The 23,637-nt window shown below is 36.6% G+C and carries 23 protein-coding genes; 16 read left to right on the top strand and 7 right to left on the bottom strand.

Annotation, left to right across the window (positions count from 1 at the left end; all coding sequences use genetic code 11):
* Positions 1 to 66: 66 nt before the first annotated feature.
* Positions 67 to 561, bottom strand: a complete 495-nt coding sequence (locus M0G43_RS08330; protein ID WP_248025010.1) for a dihydrolipoamide dehydrogenase — start codon at positions 559 to 561, stop codon at positions 67 to 69.
* Positions 562 to 749: 188 nt separating this feature from the next.
* On the opposite strand from M0G43_RS08330, the gene M0G43_RS08325 reads away from it, so the two are divergent.
* The 4 genes from M0G43_RS08325 (at position 750) to M0G43_RS08310 (ending at position 3,776) form a co-directional block, all read left to right on the top strand.
* Positions 750 to 1,289, top strand: coding sequence for a helix-turn-helix domain-containing protein (locus M0G43_RS08325; RefSeq protein ID WP_248025009.1), 540 nt, complete (start codon positions 750 to 752; stop codon positions 1,287 to 1,289).
* 99 nt (positions 1,290 to 1,388) lie between these two features.
* Positions 1,389 to 2,840 (top strand): class A beta-lactamase-related serine hydrolase, encoded by a 1,452-nt coding sequence (locus M0G43_RS08320; protein WP_248025008.1) that lies wholly within the window; start codon positions 1,389 to 1,391, stop codon positions 2,838 to 2,840.
* 59 nt (positions 2,841 to 2,899) lie between these two features.
* The gene (locus M0G43_RS08315) at positions 2,900 to 3,388 is read left to right on the top strand and encodes a hypothetical protein (RefSeq protein WP_248025007.1); all 489 of its coding nucleotides are present in this window, start codon (positions 2,900 to 2,902) and stop codon (positions 3,386 to 3,388) included.
* A 55-nt stretch (positions 3,389 to 3,443) separates the two neighbouring features.
* Positions 3,444 to 3,776, top strand: coding sequence for a hypothetical protein (locus tag M0G43_RS08310; RefSeq protein ID WP_248025006.1), 333 nt, complete (start codon positions 3,444 to 3,446; stop codon positions 3,774 to 3,776).
* Between the two features lie 73 nt (positions 3,777 to 3,849).
* Here M0G43_RS08310 and M0G43_RS08305 read toward each other — a convergent pair whose 3' ends face one another.
* Both M0G43_RS08305 and M0G43_RS08300 read right to left on the bottom strand, forming a co-directional pair.
* Positions 3,850 to 4,509 carry an SH3 domain-containing protein gene (locus M0G43_RS08305; protein WP_248025004.1) on the bottom strand — a complete coding sequence of 220 codons (660 nt, stop codon included), beginning with the start codon at positions 4,507 to 4,509 and terminating at the stop codon, positions 3,850 to 3,852.
* 554 nt (positions 4,510 to 5,063) lie between these two features.
* On the bottom strand, positions 5,064 to 8,624 hold the full coding sequence (locus M0G43_RS08300) for a choice-of-anchor I family protein (protein ID WP_248025003.1): 3,561 nt from the start codon (positions 8,622 to 8,624) through the stop codon (positions 5,064 to 5,066).
* A 257-nt stretch (positions 8,625 to 8,881) separates the two neighbouring features.
* On the opposite strand from M0G43_RS08300, the gene dnaK reads away from it, so the two are divergent.
* Both dnaK and M0G43_RS08290 read left to right on the top strand, forming a co-directional pair.
* A complete protein-coding gene (dnaK, locus tag M0G43_RS08295) occupies positions 8,882 to 10,792 on the top strand; it encodes a molecular chaperone DnaK (RefSeq protein WP_248025002.1) in 1,911 nt (636 codons plus the stop codon).
* Between the two features lie 141 nt (positions 10,793 to 10,933).
* A complete protein-coding gene (locus M0G43_RS08290) occupies positions 10,934 to 11,431 on the top strand; it encodes a lipocalin family protein (protein WP_248025001.1) in 498 nt (165 codons plus the stop codon).
* A 56-nt stretch (positions 11,432 to 11,487) separates the two neighbouring features.
* Here M0G43_RS08290 and M0G43_RS08285 read toward each other — a convergent pair whose 3' ends face one another.
* Entirely contained in the window at positions 11,488 to 12,036 is a 549-nt protein-coding gene (locus M0G43_RS08285) for a hypothetical protein (RefSeq protein ID WP_248025000.1), read from the bottom strand.
* A 319-nt stretch (positions 12,037 to 12,355) separates the two neighbouring features.
* Here M0G43_RS08285 and M0G43_RS08280 point away from each other — a divergent pair, with 319 nt between their 5' ends.
* Positions 12,356 to 13,303: an NAD(P)H-dependent flavin oxidoreductase gene (locus M0G43_RS08280; RefSeq protein ID WP_248024999.1), complete on the top strand. Its 948-nt coding sequence runs from the start codon at positions 12,356 to 12,358 to the stop codon at positions 13,301 to 13,303.
* Between the two features lie 6 nt (positions 13,304 to 13,309).
* Positions 13,310 to 13,765, top strand: coding sequence for a GNAT family N-acetyltransferase (locus M0G43_RS08275; RefSeq protein WP_248024998.1), 456 nt, complete (start codon positions 13,310 to 13,312; stop codon positions 13,763 to 13,765).
* Here M0G43_RS08275 and M0G43_RS08270 read toward each other — a convergent pair.
* Entirely contained in the window at positions 13,758 to 14,333 is a 576-nt protein-coding gene (locus M0G43_RS08270) for a GNAT family N-acetyltransferase (RefSeq protein WP_248024996.1), read from the bottom strand. The two genes, M0G43_RS08275 and M0G43_RS08270, sit on opposite strands and share 8 nt — an antisense overlap.
* A 54-nt stretch (positions 14,334 to 14,387) precedes the next feature.
* Between M0G43_RS08270 and M0G43_RS08265 the strand changes: the two genes are divergently transcribed.
* Together M0G43_RS08265 and M0G43_RS08260 are read left to right on the top strand one after the other, a co-directional pair.
* Complete coding sequence (locus M0G43_RS08265) at positions 14,388 to 14,813, top strand: PaaI family thioesterase (RefSeq protein WP_248024994.1); 426 nt, start codon at positions 14,388 to 14,390, stop codon at positions 14,811 to 14,813.
* Complete coding sequence (locus M0G43_RS08260) at positions 14,813 to 15,940, top strand: chorismate-binding protein (RefSeq protein WP_317231452.1); 1,128 nt, start codon at positions 14,813 to 14,815, stop codon at positions 15,938 to 15,940. Before M0G43_RS08265 ends, M0G43_RS08260 begins: the two co-directional genes overlap by 1 nt.
* Positions 15,941 to 15,961: 21 nt before the next feature.
* On the opposite strand, the gene M0G43_RS08255 is transcribed toward M0G43_RS08260, so the two are convergent.
* A complete protein-coding gene (locus M0G43_RS08255) occupies positions 15,962 to 16,522 on the bottom strand; it encodes a hypothetical protein (RefSeq protein WP_248024993.1) in 561 nt (186 codons plus the stop codon).
* 132 nt (positions 16,523 to 16,654) lie between these two features.
* Here M0G43_RS08255 and menD point away from each other — a divergent pair, with 132 nt between their 5' ends.
* The 5 genes from menD (at position 16,655) to M0G43_RS08230 (ending at position 22,012) form a co-directional block, all read left to right on the top strand.
* Positions 16,655 to 18,418, top strand: coding sequence for a 2-succinyl-5-enolpyruvyl-6-hydroxy-3-cyclohexene-1-carboxylate synthase (menD, locus tag M0G43_RS08250; RefSeq protein WP_248024992.1), 1,764 nt, complete (start codon positions 16,655 to 16,657; stop codon positions 18,416 to 18,418).
* 70 nt (positions 18,419 to 18,488) lie between these two features.
* Positions 18,489 to 19,319 (top strand): S1 RNA-binding domain-containing protein, encoded by an 831-nt coding sequence (locus tag M0G43_RS08245; RefSeq protein WP_248024991.1) that lies wholly within the window; start codon positions 18,489 to 18,491, stop codon positions 19,317 to 19,319.
* A gap of 51 nt (positions 19,320 to 19,370) precedes the next feature.
* On the top strand, positions 19,371 to 20,210 hold the full coding sequence (locus M0G43_RS08240) for a 1,4-dihydroxy-2-naphthoyl-CoA synthase (protein ID WP_248024990.1): 840 nt from the start codon (positions 19,371 to 19,373) through the stop codon (positions 20,208 to 20,210).
* Between the two features lie 13 nt (positions 20,211 to 20,223).
* Positions 20,224 to 21,126, top strand: a complete 903-nt coding sequence (gene menA / locus M0G43_RS08235) for a 1,4-dihydroxy-2-naphthoate octaprenyltransferase (protein ID WP_248024989.1) — start codon at positions 20,224 to 20,226, stop codon at positions 21,124 to 21,126.
* Between the two features lie 208 nt (positions 21,127 to 21,334).
* Positions 21,335 to 22,012 (top strand): metal-dependent hydrolase, encoded by a 678-nt coding sequence (locus tag M0G43_RS08230; RefSeq protein ID WP_248024988.1) that lies wholly within the window; start codon positions 21,335 to 21,337, stop codon positions 22,010 to 22,012.
* 1 nt (position 22,013) lies between these two features.
* Here M0G43_RS08230 and M0G43_RS08225 read toward each other — a convergent pair whose 3' ends face one another.
* A complete protein-coding gene (locus M0G43_RS08225; protein ID WP_248024986.1) occupies positions 22,014 to 22,853 on the bottom strand; it encodes a winged helix-turn-helix domain-containing protein in 840 nt (279 codons plus the stop codon).
* Between the two features lie 123 nt (positions 22,854 to 22,976).
* Between M0G43_RS08225 and M0G43_RS08220 the strand changes: the two genes are divergently transcribed.
* Entirely contained in the window at positions 22,977 to 23,633 is a 657-nt protein-coding gene (locus M0G43_RS08220; protein ID WP_248024984.1) for a YceI family protein, read from the top strand.
* Positions 23,634 to 23,637 lie beyond the last annotated feature (4 nt).

Raw genomic sequence — 23,637 nt, 5'->3', positions numbered from 1 at the left:
ATGCTATACTAATTATATGAAAAAAGCCTAAAACTAATTTTAGGCTTTTTTTATTATTATTGATTTTTACTCTTGAGGTACGTATTGCATTACATCATTATAATTGGATATATCTAGAGTGCTGCTGTTGATGAAATCTACAGGTAATACTACCATTCTAAATGTTTGGTTTAACGTAGCTGCTGTAGAGAGATTATTGAAATCAAAACTGACAGGCGCATCGATAAACAAACGGACTTCATCGAAACTATAGTCGTAATTATACATAAATTCTTCGCCAGCATCTGTATAGACGGTTTGAGGAATTAGCCTCCATACATCGTTACCTGTAACAGGATCTTGTTCCCATAAGATGTAGGTAAGTATCATATCAGTAGGAAAAAGTTCGATGTTAAGCGGAATCTGAATGTATTGTTCATAACCGTTGGCTTCCGTAAAATTGACAGTTCTTTCAAAAGATTGTCCTACAATGGTGATGCCATCAGCACCTGGAGGTCCTGGATCGCCTTCGCAGGCTGTAAAGAGTAGGAGTAGGAATGCTAATTTGAGTACGTTTTTCATGATTATTATATTTATTAAAGGTTTGAATTTTCAAAGATTTTAAAAATAAGGCTTTTGTATAAACGGTAGATTTATTTTGGATATTATTAACGTTTTGGAATTTGAGTGGTAATTCATACTAATGACCTGAAGTAAAAAGTTCCATAACATTTCAAAAATAGTATCTTTAGTCCACCGTAATTGAGGCTATGTCATTATTAAAAACTATTCGGGAGCAACGCAATCTAACCCAAGAAGAACTTTCGGAAGATTCTGGAATATCTGTCCGTACGATACAACGTATCGAATCGGGTATGATACCGAAAGGGAAAACCCTTAAACTACTGGCAAAGGCGCTAAACATTGAGGAGCATCAATTACAGGAAAAGACAGTTACGGAGGTTGTAATTAATGACACATTACTAAAGATGATTAATTTATCGTCACTGCCATTTTCTGTTATGCCACCGCTTAATATCATTGCTCCTTTATTGATTATGTACCTCAAAAAGGAATTCAATCCGTTAACGAAACAAATAGTCTCTGTGCAGATAGTCTGGCTAATTGCGGCAGCCATTATTTTTATGAGCGTTTCTTTATTGAAGAATGCTTTGTCGCTTGGTAACAACGCCATCTTAATCATGATGATTCTTTTGGTCTTTTCAAACATTGTCATCATCCTTAAAAATTCCGCAGAAATCGATAAGAAAGGACAGCTATACTTTAAGCTTGGTTTTAGTCTTGTTTGATGCCTTTTTCTGTATTGGCGTGCAATTGTCGGGTGATTGTCAGGTGAAATTTTAGGTGTTTGACCATTGCGTTTTCCATCTTTGCAGAAAAATTTCATCATGTTAAAAATTTCATCAATCATCATCTTATGTCTTACTTGCAGCATTGTTGCGAAGGCTCAAATAGACAAACAATCTTCGCTGTATAAAGAGCTTAAAACCCAAGATAGTATCTTTTTTGAAAGAGGATTTAATCGTTGTGATTTGGGATATCTCGAAGCCCATATTTCAGAAGATTTAAAATTTTATCACGACCAAGGCGGTTTTCAGGATAAGAAAACCTTCTTTGAAAACACTAGAAAATATATCTGCTCTGGCGGTGCACAAAAACCCATCCGAGAGGTAGATGCAAGCAGTCTTGAAGTGTTTCCGCTGTTTAACGATGGAAAGTTGTATGCTGCGATACAAAGTGGTGTGCATCATTTTTATTTGAGAGAAGAAGGAAAGCCAGATGTGAAGACCAGCACGGCGCGATTTACGCATATTTGGATCAAAAAGAATGACGATTGGCAATTGAGTGAAGTGTTGAGTTATGACCATCATGACCCGACATCTGACGTGCATCCTATCGAAAAGTTATTGAAAGATAACCATGTACCAGCTTTGGGATTGGGCGTTATCAATAACGGAAAACTAACTAGAGTGCAGGTTTATGGCACATTAGATACAAAACAAACAGCACCCTATAATGCCATCTTTAAAGTGGCATCGCTGACCAAACCTGTATTTGCACTCACTGTTTTAAAATTGATTGACAACGGTATGCTCGATATGGACGAACCTTTGCACAACCATTGGATAGACCCAGATATTAAGAACGACAAGCGATATGAAAAACTGACACCAAAAATTGTTTTGACCCATCAAACAGGTTTTCCGAATTGGCGCTATATGACCGACAGCAACAAGCTAGCCTTTGAGTTTGAGCCTGGTACAAAGTATCAATATTCGGGAGAGGGCTTTGAGTATTTGAGAAAAGCCATCGAAAATAAGTTGGGCAAGAGCATCGAAGATTTGGCAAAGACCTATCTATTTGACCCACTACAAATGAACGATACACGGTTTTGGTGGGATGAAAAGATGGATGCATCTCGTTATGCACAAAATTTTGATGAAAACGGTGCACCACTACCAACAGAAAAGTATTATGACGCCAATGCTGCTGCGAATTTGTTGACCACTGTTGAAGATTATGGTACGTTTCTGGAATACCTTATCAATGGTGCTGGGCTTTCTGAAACATTGTATCAAGAGCTTATAAAACATCAGGTTAAGTTGAGAGAACAAGATTATTTTGGTTTGGGATGGGAAATATTAACAGGATTTAGTGATGCCGAAGAAGCACTATTACATACAGGTAAGGATCCAGGGGTAAGCACATTAGCCATTTGGTTTCCTAAATCTAAAAATGGTTATTTGATTTTCTTAAATGGAGATCATGTCAATGCTATTTATGAAGAACTGCTGACCAAGCAACTTTATCTTGGGAAGGAGTTGTGGGAGAAACGGTAGATTTATTTTGGATATTATTGACGTTTGGTGTTCTTTTGAGATATTGATTGATAAATCAAATGAAAAATAAGATCAAGGAAATACTTACTGCTGCAGTTTTTCTTTTTGTGATTTTTATTATGTTTTTGAATTCGTATATAGATTTTACAAAGCAAGACATCGACTTAAGAGATTATACCAAAATTTCTGGATTAGTAAGTGAAACAGGTGTAGGAGATAATGACAGTGGGTACAAAAGCTTTCAATTCTCGCTGGTGAATTATAAACAAAAATTGGGAGTTTATAGAACCTCTAAAAGGTATCAAAATTTACTTTACAGTATTAAAGTAGGTGATTCTGTTTCAGTCTATTTAATAGACAAATCCACTACTGAATCCATAAATACCGATGTTATTCAAATAGAAAACAGTACTGGTGTTATTTTAGATAAAGAAGAATTTGAAAAAAGGCATAGAATAGGGATGTATGTTGCACTGATTGGAGGGATGTTAATGTCAATTTTGATCTATTTTTCATATAAAAGAGAGAGACTGTTGTCACGAGGTTGAGATGCTTGATAAGGATAACATAAAACTTTTAGACAATTATCAACTTTATCTGTTGATGCAAAATAAGGCTCTGGATAAGGAGACTAGCCGAAGGTTGAATGTTGAATTTGATTCAAGAAAACTTTCTGATGATGAATTGAAAAGACTTGAACAAAAGTATCAAATGAATCAATCGGGTTTTAAATCTGAAATAGAAAAACCTACGTGGAATCCAATTTTTACTGCTTTTGCCATCAATAGACATTTTAGACATTTGGCACTCTTGAAAACACAAGGGAAGCGCGATGAAGCAGAATCTTATATGGCGAAACTTTATCTTGGACTTGCCATTTGGTTTGGGTTTATTATTTGGTTACTTCTTTTATTGAATCGTCAGTTTTATTTATAACACTTATCAAATATAAAAACCCACAGAAACATTACATTTCTGCAGGTTTTCAACCCTAACAATTAAAACAAAATTAGTCTTCGGTCAAATCGGCGAAGTAGGCATCGGCAGCTTTGGTGAGCGATACCGTTTCATTCTCTAAAAGACTTAAAGAGCCGTTTTCAAATACAATCATCAAATTATCGGTATATGCAGGGCTTATTTCAATGAGGTCTTGCGTAGGATACATTACTTCGTCATAAGCCAAACTGACAGCATTGGGCATCACGGTTGATGATGTGAATACAATTCGGTCTAACTCTTCGCCGCCTTTTACAGCACGGATTTGATACTGGGTTTGAGAACCGATGGTGTTGCCAGCTTCTCCGAAGAAGAATTTCACTTCTGGGTCGGTAGTGCTTGTCAGTGCGGTTTGAGCGATGAGGCCTCCCCATATCCAGCCCACTTGCGGACCCATTTTTACTTTGTACCATCTGCTGCACACATCGTTAATGGTTTGAGGTGTTTCGCTTTTGGCAAGCAAACGCACGTAGGTACCAATTTTTAAAGTTGTAAGCTGTTCGCATTGCGCAGATGGACAATCGCGTAGGGCGACGTCATCTGCCAAGAGATAGCGTGAGGCTTTGGCAGCCGATGTGGTGTAGATGTCGAATTGTACTTCTTGGTTTTGAGCCCCAGCATTACAGGCGAAAAGAAGTAGGATTATTGCGATACTGTTTTTTAAGGTTTTCATATCTATAAGATTTTAAAGGTTTATAAATTATTTACCTCTAAAGTAGTATGAAGCTTTGCGATATAAGGTGATGTTTTAGTAAGCGTTGGGGATTGATTAGTATGCGTTGGAAGATTATGGATTGAGGTTTTGTGAATACGTATTCTAGAACTAATAATAAGCGTTCCAAATTTGTGAATAAGCGTTCTGGAATTGATAATGAGCGTTCCAAGTTCTGTAATAGGCATTCAAGAGTTTGTAAGAGTCATTCCAAAGTTTGTAACAAGCATTCTAGGCTAGATATTAAGCGTTCTAGAATTGATAATGAGCGTACCAGAATTAATAATAAGCATTCCAGAATTGATAATGAGCGTTCTAGAATAGATAATAAGCATTCCCAAACTGATAATAAGCGTTCCGGACTCGATATTGCTTATATATCAATAAGTTACGAGGTTGTTATTTTTCAAAAGTGATATCTCAATTGATGATTTCCGAAAGATGATACCATTAAAAATAAAAAGAGGCTGCCTAATGATGAGACAGCCTCCTGAAAACTCAAAATTTAAAAAAAACTAATCTACTATTATTTTGTGAGTTTCTCCTTTATTGTTCTTCAAGAAGTAGGTTCCTGTGCTTAAAGTAGGAAGTGTGATGTTCATCACATTGTTTTGAGACAAAATGGCTCTTCCTTGTAGGTCATATAAGGCTACGTTTGCTTCTTGATTAAAATATAGTGTTTGATTTGATTTGGCAGGATTTGGATATACCTTGAATGTGTTGTTATTTGCAATCACTTCTGGAATACTCAAAGTCACATTATCAATCGTATAAACACTGATGGTTGAACTAACCTCGTTTGACATCACAATCAAAGCGGTGTCAGTTGGGCTGTCCTCCGGACTTAAATAAATGATGCCTTCCGGACCAAGGTCGCCACCTTCATTTTCACCTAAATCGCGATTGTTGACGTATTTTTCAAAGGTAGGATTGAAAGGGTCAGTAATTTTATAAGCCATTAAACCACCCACACGCTCCAAAGTGATGAATGCGTAAACTTCGTCGCCAATTTGTGCCACTGTAATACCTTCTGGCTCTGGACCTTTATTGTCGCTTCGGTTTTTGAAGTTGTTATTGCTATTACTTGCATTGAACAAAGTACCATAAGTTGGGTCTGCAGCAGTATAGCGCTCAAAATCATCGCCACTGTCATACACCTGTGTACCAGTATTAGCGTTGTAAATGCTAAACGAACGACTACCCAAAACATGGATTTCTTCGAACAAACCATCGTTGTCAGTATCTCCTGTAGCAGTAGTTACGGTCAATCTTCCAAGGTTGCTATCCAATTGTAATAAATCGGCATTCTGGAAAACGGTTGGGTCTAATGGCAAATCGCTGACGCGTTCTTCCTCTTCAAACGTATCATATTCTCTTGCGTCGCCTTCATTTGCCATAACCAAATATGTAGTGCCACCATTAGTGTAGTTGGCAATAGCGTCTGGCATATACATTCCGAAGACAGGCCAATTAGCCATAAAAATGAAATCAGTATCATCTGAAGCATCCAAGGTATTCCCTGGTAAGGAATGGTCCTTTAAGCCAAGTGGAATGATGTTGGTAATGGTATTTGTGGTTAAATCAATTACGCCCACAGCATTGTTTTCTTGAAGCGTTACCCAAGCCGTTTGAGAATCGGCAGACACAGTGATGTATTCCGGCTCCAAATCTTGAGACACAGACGCGCCAGGACCAAAGATTCTGACATTGGCAGCTCTTAACGAAGCGATTTGAGAATCGAAGGCATTGAAGTTGATGCTTGTAACATCTGATTGCGTCACGTTGCCAAAACCAGCAGTGACATCAATGACAGAGATAGTCCCTTCCGGGTCTATGGAATAATCAGCGTTTGGTTGGCCTTCATTGGCTACCAAAATTTTAGTGCCATCTGGCGTAAAGGTTAACATATCAGGCAGATTGCCAACGGTGACCGAAGAAATATTCGCGCCATTGATATCCATAAATACGACGACGCCATCAGCAGTTGGGCCATTGGACACACTCACTGCCACAAAGCCATCTTTTACTGTAACGCTGGTTGGACCTTCAGTGCCGTAAGATGCCAAATCAATCGTGTTGATAGTAGAAATAGCTTGAATGTCTGAAAAGTCAAGAATCTCCAATTTCTTTCCAACGGAATTCATCACAAACAAACGTTGAGAAACCGTGTCATAAGCAGTAATTTCAGCAGAGCCAGAGGCATCTACCAAATAACTCGTAGCATAATTGATATCCAAACCATCAGTCGGGAAGAACAATTCAGTATCATTGTCTATAATATAAACACCTGTTTGCTCGAAACTGCCCATATTGGCATTGGTAGGATTTGATAATTGTAGAATGAATATTTCATCAGCTTCTGCCATCATATCATCAAGAATAGGAATGTCTATCTGCGCTGAAAGTGTATTGGCAGAGATTGTAATCGTTTGATTGGCGAAAGTAAAGTCTGTGGTTGACGAGGCAGTCAATAGTTCGTTGACCAAAGACACATCAACCGTCACATCGCTAGAGTAGATGGAGGATAATTCAACAGCGACATTCAACGACATTGCGTCTTCAGACACATTATAGTAAGCACTTGCAAAACTCACTTGAGGCGTGGTGTTGGTAACAGGCACGTAGCTTCCAGGAGATGCAAAAACATCTTCACCTAAAGACTGTCCGACCAAGTTGGTAGCAGGAGTCCAGTTAGTGCCATCGTTGAAATCACCATTAGGATTCAATAATTCCAGCGAAGGACCATCACCATCAGCAGCTGTAGGCCAAGGAGCGTCATCGCTATATTCCATTTCGAAGATTAATGTATTGGCAGAATTCAATATTTGAAGCACTTCGCCACCATTTCCAAGAGCGTTTGAAATACCTTGAGGCATATCCAAAAATGATACGCCGTAGAATGCATCGGCAGTAGTTTTATCAGTTGCCAAAAGAACGATGCCTTCGTTTGCCAACATCATTTCAGGAAAAATAAAGGTGAAGTTGCTCTCATCCTTAACCTGAATACCACCCAAATCAATAGAAGCACCACTGTTATTGTAAATCTCCAAAAACTCTAAAGCATTGGAATCATCAGAAGGTGCATTGTACATAATTTCAGAAATAATAAGACCTGAAGTGGTGGTGTTCCAGAATAAATCATCGCTTGTGTATGCAGGATTTTGAACGTTTGCCTCCAAATCTTCAATATTACTTACAGACAATTGATAAGCGATACCGTTTGCAAACCCAGAATGCGTCACTGTCGCGGTTAAGGTAGCATCATTATAAACGATGGAGGATATACTCAAAGCAGGTGCGATGCTATAATTGGACATCTCTTCAGCAGAAACTTCCGTTACACTTTCAGAGAAAATAACGTCTAACGTTGTAGCACTCGTAACAATGGTCGTTGCAACTGATGGTGCTGTAGTGTCATTGGCGGAAATCACGAAAGGTGTCGTGTTGAAAGGAACATCTGGAGCAATGCCATCGTTGTGGTCGTCATTGCCTGTGTCTTGGATGTTATAATAGGTCATATTATTTAGGGCAATTAAATAGCCATTTGCGTCCAAACCAGTTCGTGGACCATTATATTGAGCGATATCAACACCATCAGGACTGTAAGTAATGGCTGTGGTGCCATTCGTTAAACCAGTGCCTGACAAGTCACCAAACGCTCCAGTAGCATTGGCCACAGCTGCGATAAATGTTGTTGGTACTCGTGGAGCCGTTCCTAGAAACGCAAAAATCGCTTCAGAACCTGTAGAAATTCCACCAGGACTTCCAACGATAGTTCCGACAGAAACGTTAGGTGTGGCGCTAATGGTGTAAAATGTAATGACAGTTCCCGCAGGAATGATACTTGCGCCAGTTTCCCAAGAGAAATCATTTTCATCAGTTCCGAAAGCAGTACCATTCCATTCAGAATCTGTAAAATAGATGGTCGTGTTTGCAGGAATATCCACAAATGTCACCATAGCGAAATCGTCATCACCATCGGCATTAAAGGATACAAAAGCCATATCGCCTATGTTCAATTGGGCACAGATGACATTTGTAATCAACAAGATTTTCAGTAGTAAAAGTTTTTTCATAATTGAGTTTCGTTAAAAAGTTTTCACGAATTTATTACCTCAATCATTTTTAAAACTTTCCAAAAGATTAATAAACCGATACCAATTTTATAATACTGTTAAGCGTGAAGAATAGCTTAACAATTAGGTAAGGTTTAGGTTAAAAACCAGTAACAATTTAATAATCTGTCATCATGTCATATTTTTTGTCATGGCACAGTCATTGACATATAGAAAGAGAATTTTAAAAATTAATACACAACAATAACATAAAAACTATGAGTAAAATAATTGGAATCGATTTAGGTACAACCAACTCTTGCGTTTCGGTAATGGAAGGTAATGAGCCAGTGGTTATTCCTAATGCAGAAGGTAAAAGAACCACACCATCTGTGATTGCTTTTGTAGAAGGAGGCGAAATCAAAGTTGGTGACCCAGCAAAGCGTCAGGCGGTAACGAACCCAACCAAAACGGTTTATTCCATCAAACGTTTTATGGGAAATAAATATTCTGAATCTAAAAACGAAGCAGAGCGCGTACCTTATAAAGTAGTAAAAGGCGATAATGATACACCACGTGTGGATATCGATGGTCGTTTATATACACCACAAGAATTGTCAGCTATGATTCTTCAAAAAATGAAGAAAACTGCTGAAGATTATTTGGGTACGACTGTAAGTGAAGCTGTTATTACAGTTCCTGCTTACTTTAACGATTCTCAACGTCAAGCTACAAAAGAAGCTGGTGAGATTGCTGGTTTGAAAGTTCGTCGTATCATCAACGAACCAACGGCAGCAGCCTTGGCTTATGGACTTGATAAAAAAGGTCAAGACCAAAAAATCGTTGTATTTGACTTTGGTGGTGGTACACACGACGTTTCTATCCTAGAGTTAGGTGATGGCGTATTTGAAGTATTGTCAACAGATGGTGATACGCACTTGGGTGGTGATGATGTGGATGAAAAAATCATTAATTGGTTGGCTGAAGAGTTCAAAAAAGAAGAAGACATCGATTTACGTAAAGACCCGATGGCGCTTCAACGTTTGAAAGAAGCTTCAGAGAAAGCAAAGATTGAGTTGTCATCTTCTGCGCAAACAGAAATCAACTTGCCTTACGTAACAGCTACTGCGAGCGGACCAAAGCACTTGGTACGTACTTTGACAAGAGCGAAGTTTGAGCAATTGATTGATGATTTGGTAAAACGTACTATTGAACCTTGCGAAAAAGCATTGAAAGCTGCAGGAGTTTCTAAAAGTGATATTGATGAAATCATCTTGGTAGGTGGTTCTACACGTATACCAGCAGTACAAGAAGCTGTTGAGAAATTCTTCGGTAAAAAACCTAGTAAAGGTGTAAATCCTGATGAGGTTGTGGCCGTTGGAGCAGGAATTCAAGGCGGTGTTTTAACAGGTGATGTAAAAGATGTATTGCTTCTTGATGTCACTCCATTATCTCTTGGTATTGAAACTATGGGTAATGTGATGACTAAATTAATTGAGGCGAATACAACCATTCCGACAAAGAAATCACAAGTATTCTCTACAGCTGCCGATAATCAACCTTCAGTGGAAATCCACGTATTGCAAGGAGAAAGAGCAATGGCTGCAGATAATAAAACCATTGGACGTTTCCACTTGGATGGTATTCCACCAGCAAGAAGAGGAACACCTCAAATTGAAGTAACATTTGATATTGATGCTAATGGTATCATCCACGTTACTGCAACTGATAAAGCGACAAACAAAACTCAAGACATTCGTATCGAAGCATCTTCTGGATTGACTGAAGAGGAAATCAAAAAGATGAAAGCTGATGCAGAAGCAAATGCTGAAGCAGATAAGCAAGCAAAAGAAAAAGCAGACAAATTGAATGCTGCCGATGCGATGATTTTCCAAACGGAGAGTCAGCTGAAAGAATTTGGTGATAAATTATCTGATGATAAGAAAAAGCCAATTGAAGAAGCGCTTGAAGATTTGAAAAAAGCCTTTGAAACCAAAGATATCGCTGTGATTGACCCAGCATTGGAGAAAATCAACGAAGCTTGGAAAGTTGCAAGTGAGGAAATGTACAAAGCACAAGCCGAAGCACAGCAAGGTGGAGCTCAACCAGGACCTGATGCTCCTCAAGGAGGCGGAAACGCGAATGAAGGAAGCGATGTTGAGGACGTTGACTTTGAAGAAGTGAAATAATCGTAAGTCCCTTATATTAAAAAACGCAATCATTAGTTTGATTGCGTTTTTTTATTTTAAGATTTGTTTCGTAAGAAAATTAATCTATTTTAGCGTCTTAACAAAATTTTAACAAACATGAAAAAATTAAATTTACTCTTTGTGGCTTTCAGTTTAGTCATATTCTCTTGTTCAAGTGATGACAGTGATGATTCTTCTGATACATCTGGTAATCTGTTAGGAACCTGGGTGGCTGTTGATGTTGATTATAATGGCAGCTCAACCACTACTTTTCAAGGTCAAACAATTCCATCGACTTTTGTGGGTGAAGCGTACGATGTTAATTACTCTTTAGTATTTACTGAAAATCCAAATGAATTAATGGCGGATGGTACATATAGTATCGAATTAACAACCACATCAATGGGACAGACTCAAGTTGATAATCTTGAGAATTTAGAATTTGCCACCAATGGTACTTGGGAAAGATCAGGAAATGAATTGACAATAGTATCTCAAGGCCAAACAAGAATATATACAATAGTTGAGCTTACTGATAGCACTTTTAAAATGGGAATTCAAACCGTTGAAGAACTTTCACAAAACGGATTAGATTATTCAGTTACCATAAATTTGTTAGCAACTTACACAAGAATGTAATAATAACTTACACAAAAAACGCAATCATTAGTTTGATTGCGTTTTTTTTTATATGGCTAGTCATAATCTACTGAAACAATTGCCATATTACCATCAAGGTTTATTTTGAGATTTTTTCGTTCTCCATCTTTTCTCGCCTGAATTTTATATGTTTTTTTGATATCATTACGATGGCTGTAAACGACTTTGTAAGAGTTGCTATGCAATTTCCACCCAGGATAGTCCTTAACCAGTGATTGTCTTATCGAATAAGGCAACAAAATGTCATCATATTGCTCTTTCGAAGTTAAAATGGTACCGTCTTTATCGTAGGTAACATTCATCTTGGAAGATGATGAGGTCTTAAAATTTACCGAATAATTATCATACTCATCACTATATATTTCATTCGATTTGATATCATATCCAGCAATGATTTGTTCGAAGTTTTTGACCACTTCAGAAGAGTTCTCGTCATAGACCTTGTTCATATATTTGCTGTTAGTAGAAATAATGACATCCTTAAGGTCTACACTCGTAGTTTCAACATCTGTCTCGATGCTTTTTTGAGCTTGTGTTAGGCTGGTTAATCCTAGAAATACTAAACCAATTAACTGTGTTCTCATAATATTAGAAATTTTAAAGGTTACATATTAAAACTCTAATCTTAAAAGATGGTTATGGTGCAAAAACAATTAAAACACAAAAATTGATGGTGATGATGATTTGATGATTTTTGATTTTGATTGATGAATTAAAAGTTTACTCCTTTTAAAATTATTTCTGAATTTACTTATCTTTTTGCAAAGCAACGAACTCATTAAGAATGTTTTGTGATAATTTTAGGAAATATTTAGAACTGTTGTAAGAAATTGCTATTTGATACTCTTGGTGTATTATGCATGCATAATAATAGTTATATTTGTATGAATAACATTAATATCTATGGAAACCGACTTAACCGAACTTCTCAACATTAAATATCCTATCATTCAAGCGCCAATGTTCTTGGTTTCCAATACAGCGATGGTCATAGAAGCGATGAAGAGTGGAATCGCTGGCTGCATTCCTGCGTTGAACTATAGAACATTAGCAGAATTAAAAGCAGCTATTCAAGAATTAAAGGCAGCAAAAGTTGATGGTGGTTCGTTTGGTTTTAACTTGATTGTCAATAAATCAAATATCAAGTATAAAGAGCAATTACGAGTGCTGTGCGAAGAAGGATGTGATTTTATCATTACCTCTTTGGGAAGTCCGGAAGAAACCATAAATCAAGCTCATAAAGCTGGTATCAAGGTATTTTGTGATGTCACAGATTTAAATTTTGCAAAAAAAGTTGAAGGTTTAGGAGCCGATGCCATTATTGCTGTCAATAATGAAGCGGGTGGCCATCGTGGTAATCTATCACCAGAAAATCTTATAAAACTTTTGAAAGAACATTGTTCCATTCCTATTATTTCTGCTGGTGGTGTAGGTCGCAAAGCTGATATTGATGAAATGTTGAGCTATGGGGCATCCGGAGTTTCTGTGGGAAGCCCTTTTATTGCTTCAGAAGAGGCTAACGTTACTGACGAATACAAACAAGCGTGTGTTGATTATGGCGCAAAGGATATTGTAATGACGCAACGAATTTCTGGTACGCCTTGTACCGTCATCAATACACCGTATGTTCAAAAAATCGGCACGAAAGAATCTTGGTTGGAATCTATTCTCAATAAAAACAAGAAACTCAAAAAATGGGTTAAGATGGTTCGTTTTTCCATAGGAATGAAAGCGACCGAAAAAGCTGCAAAGGAAGCGACCTACAAAACCGTTTGGGTTGCTGGACCAAGTATTGAACATACAAAAGCGGTTTTGCCTGTAAAAGATATTATTTCAAAATTGATACATTGATTGTTAATGATACGCTTAAGTCGCACTGGCTCTTCCAACATAGATTTTGTTGACTTGGTAAAACGTCTCGATACTGATTTGAAAGTAAGGGATGGCGAGGAGCACGATTTTTATCATCAGTTTAATGCGATTGTCAATATCAAACATTGCATTGTTGCATATCAAAATGAGATTGCTGTTGGTTGCGGTGCCATCAAGAAGTTTGATGAAAATTCTATGGAAGTTAAGCGTATGTATGTCTTGCCAGAATTTAGAGGACAAAAGATTGCCGTTGAAATATTGTCAGAATTGGAACAATGGGCTAAAGAACTTGGATTTAACCGATGCATCCTAGAAACTGGAAAAAAGCAGCCTGAAGCCATTGCGCTCTATTCCAAAAGCGGTTATCAAATCATTCCAAATTATGGGCAATATGAAGGTGTAGAGAACAGTGTTTGTTTTGAAAAAATACTGACTACTTAAACTCCGAAAAAATGGTGCTTTTGATATGGCTCCATTCCTCTTTCAAAATGCCATAACAACAAGTGTTTCTTCGGTATCCATCGAGCATCAAAGTGTCTTTTCGCAAGATGCCTTCAAATGTTCCGCCAATTTTCTCCACAGCCTTTCGTGAACGAATGTTACGTTCATCAATCCGAAATTCAACTTTTTCAAAATTCAGTGATTCAAAAGCATAGTGAAGCATCAAAAATTTCACATTCTTGTTAAGGGAAGTGCCTTGAAATTCCCGACCAATCCACGTCCAGCCAATGTGCAAAACTTTGTTGTGCCAATTGATGAGTCCAAAACGAGTGCTACCAGCATATTTTTGTTGTGTCTTGTCAAAAATGATGAATGGTATGGTCGTTTTGTGATAATAACCATCTACAGCAGTTTCCACATATGCTTTTAATGTTTCAGGTGTGGTAATGTCGGAAGGTGAGTATCTCAATAGATCTTTTTGGCTCGCTACTTCAGAAAGATGCTTGTAATTGCTCAAATCCAACAATGCAAGTTTTACGGCGTCATTTTCAAGATGAGGTGCGGTCATACTTCTTATTCTTTTGTATTTTTACGGTCGACATTAAAAATAGTATTTTTTCCTATGCAATTATCTAAAGAAGAGGTTTTGTCTAGAGCCAATATGGCAAGCAAAAACACATTGATGGAAACCCTTGAAATCGAAATGGTCGATTTTGGTGACGATTTCTTGGTGGCACGAATGCCAGTGACTTCAAGAGTCTATCAACCGGACGGTGTACTTCACGGAGGTGCTACAGCGGCATTGGCAGAAAGTGTTGGCAGTTTTGCATCACATATTTTTTTGGATTCACAGAACTTAATGATTCGAGGTTTGGAAATAACAGCCAATCATTTAAAAAGTGTCAAAGAAGGCTACATTTATGCCAAGGCCACATTTTTGCACAAAGGAAGAACCACGCAATTATTGGACATTAGAGTGACTGACGAGCAGGAGAATTTGGTATCCATTTGCAGACTGTCAACCATTTCGCTTCCAAAATCGAGCTAATGATGACCTCTGAAGTTTTTTTCGCAAACATTCAATCTCAATTGGATTCGGATTTACCGTTTGTTGCTTACAGAAAACCGAATGAGACTACTTTGAAAGCCTTGCTTCAAACTTCAGATGAAATGTATCAAATCAATGGTTATTCAGAAAGCGGTTTTGTTTTTGCACCATTTGATAGCGATAAAGATTCCATTTTAATTCCAATTTCTAAAAGTGAGTTGTTGCAATGTGAATTTAATACTTCAGCTGTAAAAGAGACCAATAAATCAATCATTTCAGAAGAGAAGGAAGCCAGAAAAAATCATATTTCACTGGTTCAAAAAGGTGTCGATGCGATCAATTCTGATCAATTTCAAAAAGTAGTGCTTTCCCGAAAGGAAGAAATCAAAGTTGAGGAAGCCAATTCAATTGAAATATTCAAGAAGCTTCTGAACAAATATGAAACAGCGTTCGTTTACTTATTTTTTCATCCAAAAGTAGGTCTTTGGCTTGGTGCTACACCAGAAACGCTATTGAAAATTGAAGGCAATCAACTAACGACAATGTCACTTGCAGGTACACAAAAATTTGATGGAATACTCAATGTGGATTGGCAAGAAAAAGAACGAGAAGAGCAACAATTTGTCACAGATTTCATCGTGAATTCACTTGAGCGTTTGACTGAAAATGTTTCAATTTCCAACACAGAAACCGTCAGAGCCGGAAATTTACTGCACCTTAAAACTACTATTACAGCTCGTCTATCAAATAAAGAATCAAACTTAAAAGAATTGTTGCAAGATTTGCATCCTACACCTGCGGTTTGTGGTCTTCCGAAAAACGCAGCGAAGCAATTTATTTTAAAAAATGAAGGCTATCATCGAGAATTTTATACAGGATTTTTAGGTGAATTAAATTTGATGGAGAAGAAAAGCCGAAATCCAAACAGGCAAAACGTTGAAAACGATGCTTATGCAGTCATCAAGACAGTGTCGAACCTTTTTGTCAATTTGCGCTGTATGCAATTAAAGAATCATTACGCCTATATTTATGTTGGTGGAGGAATCACCAAAGATTCGGATGCTGAAAAAGAATGGGAGGAAACCGTTATAAAAAGTGAGACTATGAAAAGAATTCTAACTTTTTAAATTCTTAATAATATTTATATTTTAGTAAGATTCTAATTCGATTATAAAGAAACCCGCATCTTCTTTTATCTGTCCAACTTGATCGTCCCAGAAAATGTAAGATGTATTTATAATACTACTCGTTGTATAAGAGAAAACCTTGCAGTTAAAAGTACCAGCTGGAACTGTTATGGTTGAGTCTACAGACACTACTTCATGTGTGCTTATGGTGCCATCAGATTGCGTGTGGGTCCAAGATTCACCCAATTGTGAATTCAGCTTATAGACCTTTGCAAAGTAATCCCCGTTGTTTTGAGAATCAACCTCTAAAAAGTCACCATTTTGTCTATAAAGATCTGTACTGGTGCTTGAACCAATTGTTCGGGTGATATAATATCCATTCTCATCACAATTGCCAAATTCTAAAACTGCTCCACCAGAATTTCCATTTACTGAATAAGTCATTGTTCTATCGGATGTTAAAAATGGTATGGTTGTTATGCAACCACCTAAAGACGGATTTTGAGAATCACTGTCATCACTGGAACATGAGTAAAAAACTGAAGCAAAAAGGAGCACCATAAAAATGCAACTATATTTCATTTTAACGATTGTTTTAGAAAACAAATCTATTGATTATTAATTAGAATTGACTTAAAAATTCAATATAATTTATCAATCTATAATATTTTTCTATTTTGAAATATTGAGTATTTTTGAATTAGATTTAATCCTATGAAGTTTTCAAAAATACCGCTTGCCCAAACCGTCGTTCAGCTATTCAAAGCTAAAAACATAAAACATATCATTATTTCTCCAGGTAGTAGAAATGCTCCTTTGACTATCGGCTTTACCAACGATCCTTTTTTTAGTTGTTACAGTATCGTTGATGAACGTTCTGCAGGTTTTTTTGCGCTTGGTATGGCACAACAGTTATTGCAACCAACCGCTGTAGTGTGCACTTCAGGTAGCGCTTTGCTCAATTATTATCCAGCAATTTCGGAGGCTTATTATAGTGATATTCCTTTGGTGGTCTTGTCAGCCGACAGACCTAAACATTTGGTAGGCATTGGAGATGGACAGACTATCAATCAAAAGAATGTATTTGCGAATCATATTCTACATTCAGCCAATTTAAAATTGGATTTAAAGGATGAACTGAATCTTTCAGAACAAGAAGAGTTACCAATTTTTAAGAATATTGAAGATAAATTAGAACGTTTCCTTGGGCTTCAAGATGATATTCAGTCTCATAATGAAGAGGAAATCAATACAGCCATCAATCTGGCCATTCATAAAAGTGGTCCTGTACATATCAACGTGCCTTTTGATGAGCCTTTGTATGAATTGACCGAAAAAATGACGGTGAAACCACAGGTCAAAAAGTTTGAAGCAAAAGAAAAGAAAAAGATAGAGAAGCTCATCATTGAAGAATGTTTGGTCGATTGGAATGAATCTACTCGAAAAATGATTTTGGTAGGCGCCAATCCTCCAAATCATCTAGATCAAAAATGGGTTGATGAATTGTCCAATGATAATAGTGTTATTGTATTTACCGAGACTATTTCTAATATTCACGACGACGAATTCTTTCCAAGCATCGATAAGATTATTACACCTTTGACAGATGAAGAATTCAAGAAATTACAGCCAGATATTTTGATCACTTTTGGAGGTTTGATTGTCTCGAAAAAAATCAAATCTTTTCTTCGAAAATACCAGCCAAAACATCATTGGCATATCGACAAAAAAACGGCAAACGACACATTTTTTGTTCTCGAAAAACATATTGAAGCAACTCCAAACCAATTTTTTTCAGAGTTTTTGCCGAGAATAACGCACGTCATCAAAAGTGATTATCAAAAAACGTGGCGTCCAGTTAAGTTAAAACGTCAATTGAAACATATCGAATATTTAAAGCAGATTCCGTTTAGTGATTTGAAGGCTTTTGAAGTTGTCAATGAATCACTTCCGCAGAATACTGTTTTGCAATTAGGAAATAGTTCAGTTGTGCGATATATGCAGTTATTTGATATAGACCCTACCATTGAAACGTTTTGCAACCGAGGAACCAGTGGTATCGATGGAAGTACATCCACAGCTGTAGGTTGTGCTGTTGTCAAAGAAAAACAGACCGTTTTCATCACAGGTGATTTGAGTTTTATCTATGATAGCAACGGACTCTGGAACAATTATATACCGAAGAATTTCAGGATTATCATCATTAATAATCAAGGTGGTGGTATTTTCAGAATTCTTCCAGGACATAAAAACACTGAAAATTTTGACACTTATTTTGAGACCAAACATAATTTAACTGGTGAATATCTGGCTAAAATGTATGGATTTGAATATGAAAAGGCATCCAATGAGGAAGAATTAAAAACTTCACTTAAAGGATTCTATAAAAAATCAGAATCACCAAAAATTTTGGAGGTATTCACACCAAGAGTTCAAAATGATGAAATACTTCTTAATTATTTTGAATTTATAAAGTAAAAGTCAAAATGATAGAACGTATTAGCGTTGCAAGGTGTTGTAACGCTTTTTTTATCCTTATTTTTGCAATATGATAACCATAGGAGAATACAATACTTTAGAAATTATTAGAGAAGCCGAGCAAGGATTATATCTGGGCGATGGAGAAGGCGAGGAAGTGCTTTTGCCTAATAGATATGTGCCCAAGGAGTTTATGATTTGGGATAAAATGGAAGTTTTTGTTTATCTCGATAATGAAGAACGTCCTGTGGCAACCACTGATAGACCATACATTACCAAAGGTGAATTTGCTATGTTGCGTTGCAGTGAAGTGGCTCCTTTTGGAGCATTTTTGGATTGGGGATTGGTTAAAGAATTGTTTTGTCCATTTAAAGAACAGGCTTTCAAAATGAAACGCGGAGGTTGGTATCTGGTGTATTGCTATCTTGATGAAGATACTAACAGACTAGTAGCTTCCAGCAAAACCAAACGTTTTCTAGATAATAAAGAATTGACTGTCCAACAATTTGATGAAGTTGATTTGATTATTTCTCATCCTTCGGATATTGGTATGAATGTCATCGTGAACAATATTCATTCTGGCTTGATTTTCAATGATGAAATATTCAAGGATTTGAGTATTGGTGACAAGATGAAAGGAACCGTTAAAAAGATTCGCTCTGGAAATAAACTTGATATTTCACTAGGGAAAATTGGTTACAGAAATATAGAACCCAATGCAGAGACTATTTTGCACGAACTTGAAGACAATGGAGGTTTTTTGAATCTAACCGATAAATCACATCCAGATGATATCAAGGATGTTCTTCAAATGAGCAAAAAAAGTTTTAAAAAAGCTGTCGGTTCTTTATATAAACAAAAACTTATCGAATTAAAGGATGATGGTATTTATATGATCTAATTTTTTTAGTTCGTTATATGCCTTATTTTTACGTCAAAATTTCTACTTTATATGAGTGATATACAATGGAAAACTGTCAAGGAATACGAAGACATCACCTATCAAAAATGTGATGGTGTTGCGCGTATTGCCTTCAACAGACCAAATGTGCGAAATGCTTTCAGGCCAAAAACTACAAGTGAACTTTATGATGCATTTTATAATGCAAATGAAGATGTTACCATAGGCGTTGTTCTATTATCTGCGGAAGGTCCATCGACCAAAGATGGTATCTGGAGTTTTTGCAGTGGAGGAGACCAAAAAGCCAGAGGACACCAAGGTTATGTAGGTGAAGATGGCTACCATCGCTTAAATATTCTGGAAGTTCAACGTTTGATACGTTTTATGCCAAAAGCTGTTATTGCAGTTGTACCAGGATGGGCTGTAGGTGGAGGCCATAGTTTGCACGTGGTTTGCGATTTGACATTGGCAAGTAAGGAACACGCGATTTTTAAGCAAACTGATGCTGATGTTACCAGTTTTGATGGTGGTTATGGTTCGGCTTATTTGGCAAAAATGGTTGGACAAAAGAAAGCTCGTGAAATCTTTTTCCTCGGAAGAAATTATTCTGCACAGGAAGCGTATGAAATGGGAATGGTAAATGCTGTGATTCCTCACGATGAATTGGAATCAACTGCGTACCAATGGGCACAGGAAATATTGGCAAAATCGCCAACATCCATTAAAATGCTAAAATTCGCAATGAATTTGACGGATGATGGTATGGTAGGTCAACAGGTGTTTGCGGGCGAAGCGACACGTTTGGCATATATGACGGATGAAGCCAAAGAAGGTCGCGATGCGTTTTTGGAAAAGCGTAAGCCCAACTTCGAAAAAAAGTGGATTCCATAAGCGTTAAACCTCTATGAGCGATTTCAAGATTTGGCTTTCTGCTATGCGCTTGCGCACGCTGCCATTGTCGGTTTCAGGTATTATTATTGGTGCTTGTTTTGGGCATTACGATGGTAAATTTGATTGGTTGGTGTTTATCATAGCAATTGCACTTACCATTGGATTTCAAATTTTATCAAATCTTTCTAATGATTATGGCGATGGTGTGAAAGGTACAGACAATGAGAATAGAGTAGGACCTGAACGTGCTATTCAAAGTGGGAAAATTTCCAAGGAACAAATGTTGGAAGCCATAAAAAAGAATATTCTCATTGTTATTTTCTTGATTGTAGGCTTGATTTTTGCCGCCTTTGGAACTAAATACTTTCTATATGGTTTGATATTTATTATTCTAGGAGTCATCGCAACATATTCAGCAATGTCATATACTATGGGCGAATCCGCTTATGGCTACAAAGGTCTTGGTGATGTGTTTGTGTTTATATTTTTTGGTTTGGTGAGCGTCATCGGTAGCTATTTTTTGTTTACAAAACAATTGCATCATTTTGTCATACTTCCGGCCATTTCTGTTGGCTTATTAAGTGTAGGTGTTTTGAACCTCAATAATATGAGAGATATCGACTCTGATAAGCTTTCAAACAAAATAACTTTGGCAGTTAAATTGGGAAAGGTAAAAGCTAAACAATATCATGTATTCCTTATTTTTGCTGCAATTGTAGTGTCATTTTGCTTTTCAATTTTATACTACACGTCTTTTTGGAATTTCCTGTTTTACATAACTTACATTCCTCTAATTGTGCATCTGAAAAAGATAAATAAAGCGAAGGAACCCAATGATTTTGACTCACAATTGAAAATTCTTGCTTTGACCACGTTTCTGTTCTCTATATTATTAGGAATAGGATACATATTGTAAATAAAGTGTTAAATATTTGCAAATCAAATATTTAATGTCTAAATTAGATATTGAATTTGATACCAACACAAATTTGCTATTAAGTTGGTTAAAAAATTTGGGGCTTAAAAACTCGAGCAGATTTGAAGAAATTGCTCGAGTTTTTTCAGTTTAAAACAAATTCTAAATTTGAAATTTTGTTTTAAATTGTACATCAAATGAAAACATTATGAAAATCACATTTTACGGACACGCAAGTTTGGGAATCGAGGTCAACGACGTACATATTTTGGTTGATCCTTTTATTTCTGGAAATGACAAAGCTTCAAACATCGATATCGATAGTCTGAAAGCAGATTATATTTTGGTGACGCACGCGCATCAAGATCATATTTTGGATGTTGAAGCAATTGCAAAGCGAACAAACGCAATGATTGTGTCCAATTTTGAAATCGCTACATACTTCGAGCAAAAAGGTTTTGAGACGCATCCTATGAATCACGGAGGTTCTTGGGATTTTGAATTCGGAAATGTAAAATATGTGAACGCCATTCACACCTCATCCTTTCCTGATGGAAGTTATGGCGGACAACCAGGTGGATTTGTGATTGAAGGTGAACGTAAGAACATTTATATCGCAGGAGATACAGCCTTGACATTTGATATGAAGCTGATTCCTTTGCAAACGCAGCTCGATTTAGCTATTCTGCCTATTGGTGACAACTTCACAATGGGAATTGATGATGCTATCTTGGCAAGTGATTTTGTTCAATGCGATAAGGTTTTGGGCTATCATTTTGATACGTTTGGGTATATCGAAATCGATCACGAAGAGGCAAAGCGTAAGTTTTTTGATAAAAACAAAGATTTAATGATTTTGGAAATTGGCGAAAGTATAGAACTGTAATTTATCCTATTTCCAGTTTGTAACCAATACCATGAACATTGATTAGCTTAATGTTCGGGTCATCTTTCAGCTTTTTACGGAGTTTGGATATGTAAGTATCCAGACTTCTGCCAACTATCACACCATTATCTTCCCAAATACGTTTGGTGAGTTCATCCCTTGAAATAACTTCGTTGGGTTTTTCCGTGAACATTTCAAGTATTTCACATTCCTTTTTGGACAGACTTATTTCTTTGGCTTGTTTCACTAATTTGTGCTGTTCAGGATAAAATATAAAACTTCCTAATGTCACCTCGTTACTAATAGGAATTTCACTTTGGTCAATCTTTTTTCTCCTTAAAAAACAATATAAAAAAACACTTAAAATAACAATTGTTATAATCCAGATTAACAGATTTTTACCAGTATCTTTTTTCTGAAACTTAACCAATAATTCATAGCAGGATTTTGGCAGTGTACGTCCTTTACAAGGAATGATGTCTGTCTCCAGGCTTTCCACAATTTGATAGCTATAAGCAACCTCTTCAGTACTGCATTTTTCAACCTCAATAATGTAATTTGAAGCCAATGAACTTTTATCAAAAGCTCGTTTCACGGTGTTGACCAAACTGTCAGGTTCGATGGACAGTTCATTTTCAAATTTGATACGATAGTTATTTTCATCAATAGTTTCAATAGGAAGAACTAAAGAAGTAGAATCCTGTTGCGACATTAATAATTGATGGCCAACACTTCGCAATGAAACCCTAATTTCATCAGGATTAGTTTGATAGGGTTCCGAGCAGCTCAAAAAGAAAAGCGCCAAATTGAGAGCAATCAAATACAGATTTAATTTTTTCATAACTACAGTAAAGAACAGCATTTTAATCACTTTTTACAAGGCTTGACAATTGTTTTACACTTTTTTGACACTTTTTACAAGCGTTCCGGATAGTTTTGGTTTCAAATCAAAAATAAATCAATTATGAGACGAACAGTTATTTTATTTGTGTTAGTTAGCACGTACATTTTCAGTAGTTGTAAAAACGAAGACAAAAAAGAAGTGTCAGAAAACTTATTATCAAACGAAAGCAATGCGGTTGAAGTGATGACCGTCAACCCATTGATAAACGGAAAACTTGTCATAAATACACAAAAGAGCAGTATTTTTTGGAGAGGTACAATGCTATTTAGCTTTGGCGAACATTACGGAAACGTCAACTTCAAGGATGGTTTTGTGGAATTAGATAATGATAAAATAGTTGGCGGAAGTTTTACTGTAGATATGAATACCATTGTCAATACAGATGGTGATTACAGTCAAGATTTGGTTGACCATTTGAAGAATGAAGACTTTTTTGAAGTGAACAAATACCCAGAAGCCACGCTTGAATTTAAAAAGTTCGAAAGAGTTGATAAGAATCGACAAAAAATAGATGCAGATTTGACCATTAAAGGGATTACAAAACGTATAGAATTATTCAATGTTGATTTTGATCCTGGACAAAACAAAATCAGCACAAAATTTAAATTTGACCGAACTGATTTTGGAATTACTTACAGTTCCAAAGGAGTTGCGCAGGTGAAAGATTATGCCATTTCTGATGCCATTGAGCTTGAAGTTGAAGTCTATTTAAACTAATAAG

The organism is Subsaxibacter sp. CAU 1640 (assembly GCF_023156585.1).
Classification (GTDB): Bacteria; Bacteroidota; Bacteroidia; order Flavobacteriales; family Flavobacteriaceae; genus JBPOFM01.
Note: the sequence above shows the minus strand (reverse complement) of the source record. Positions and strands in the feature narration are given on the sequence as shown.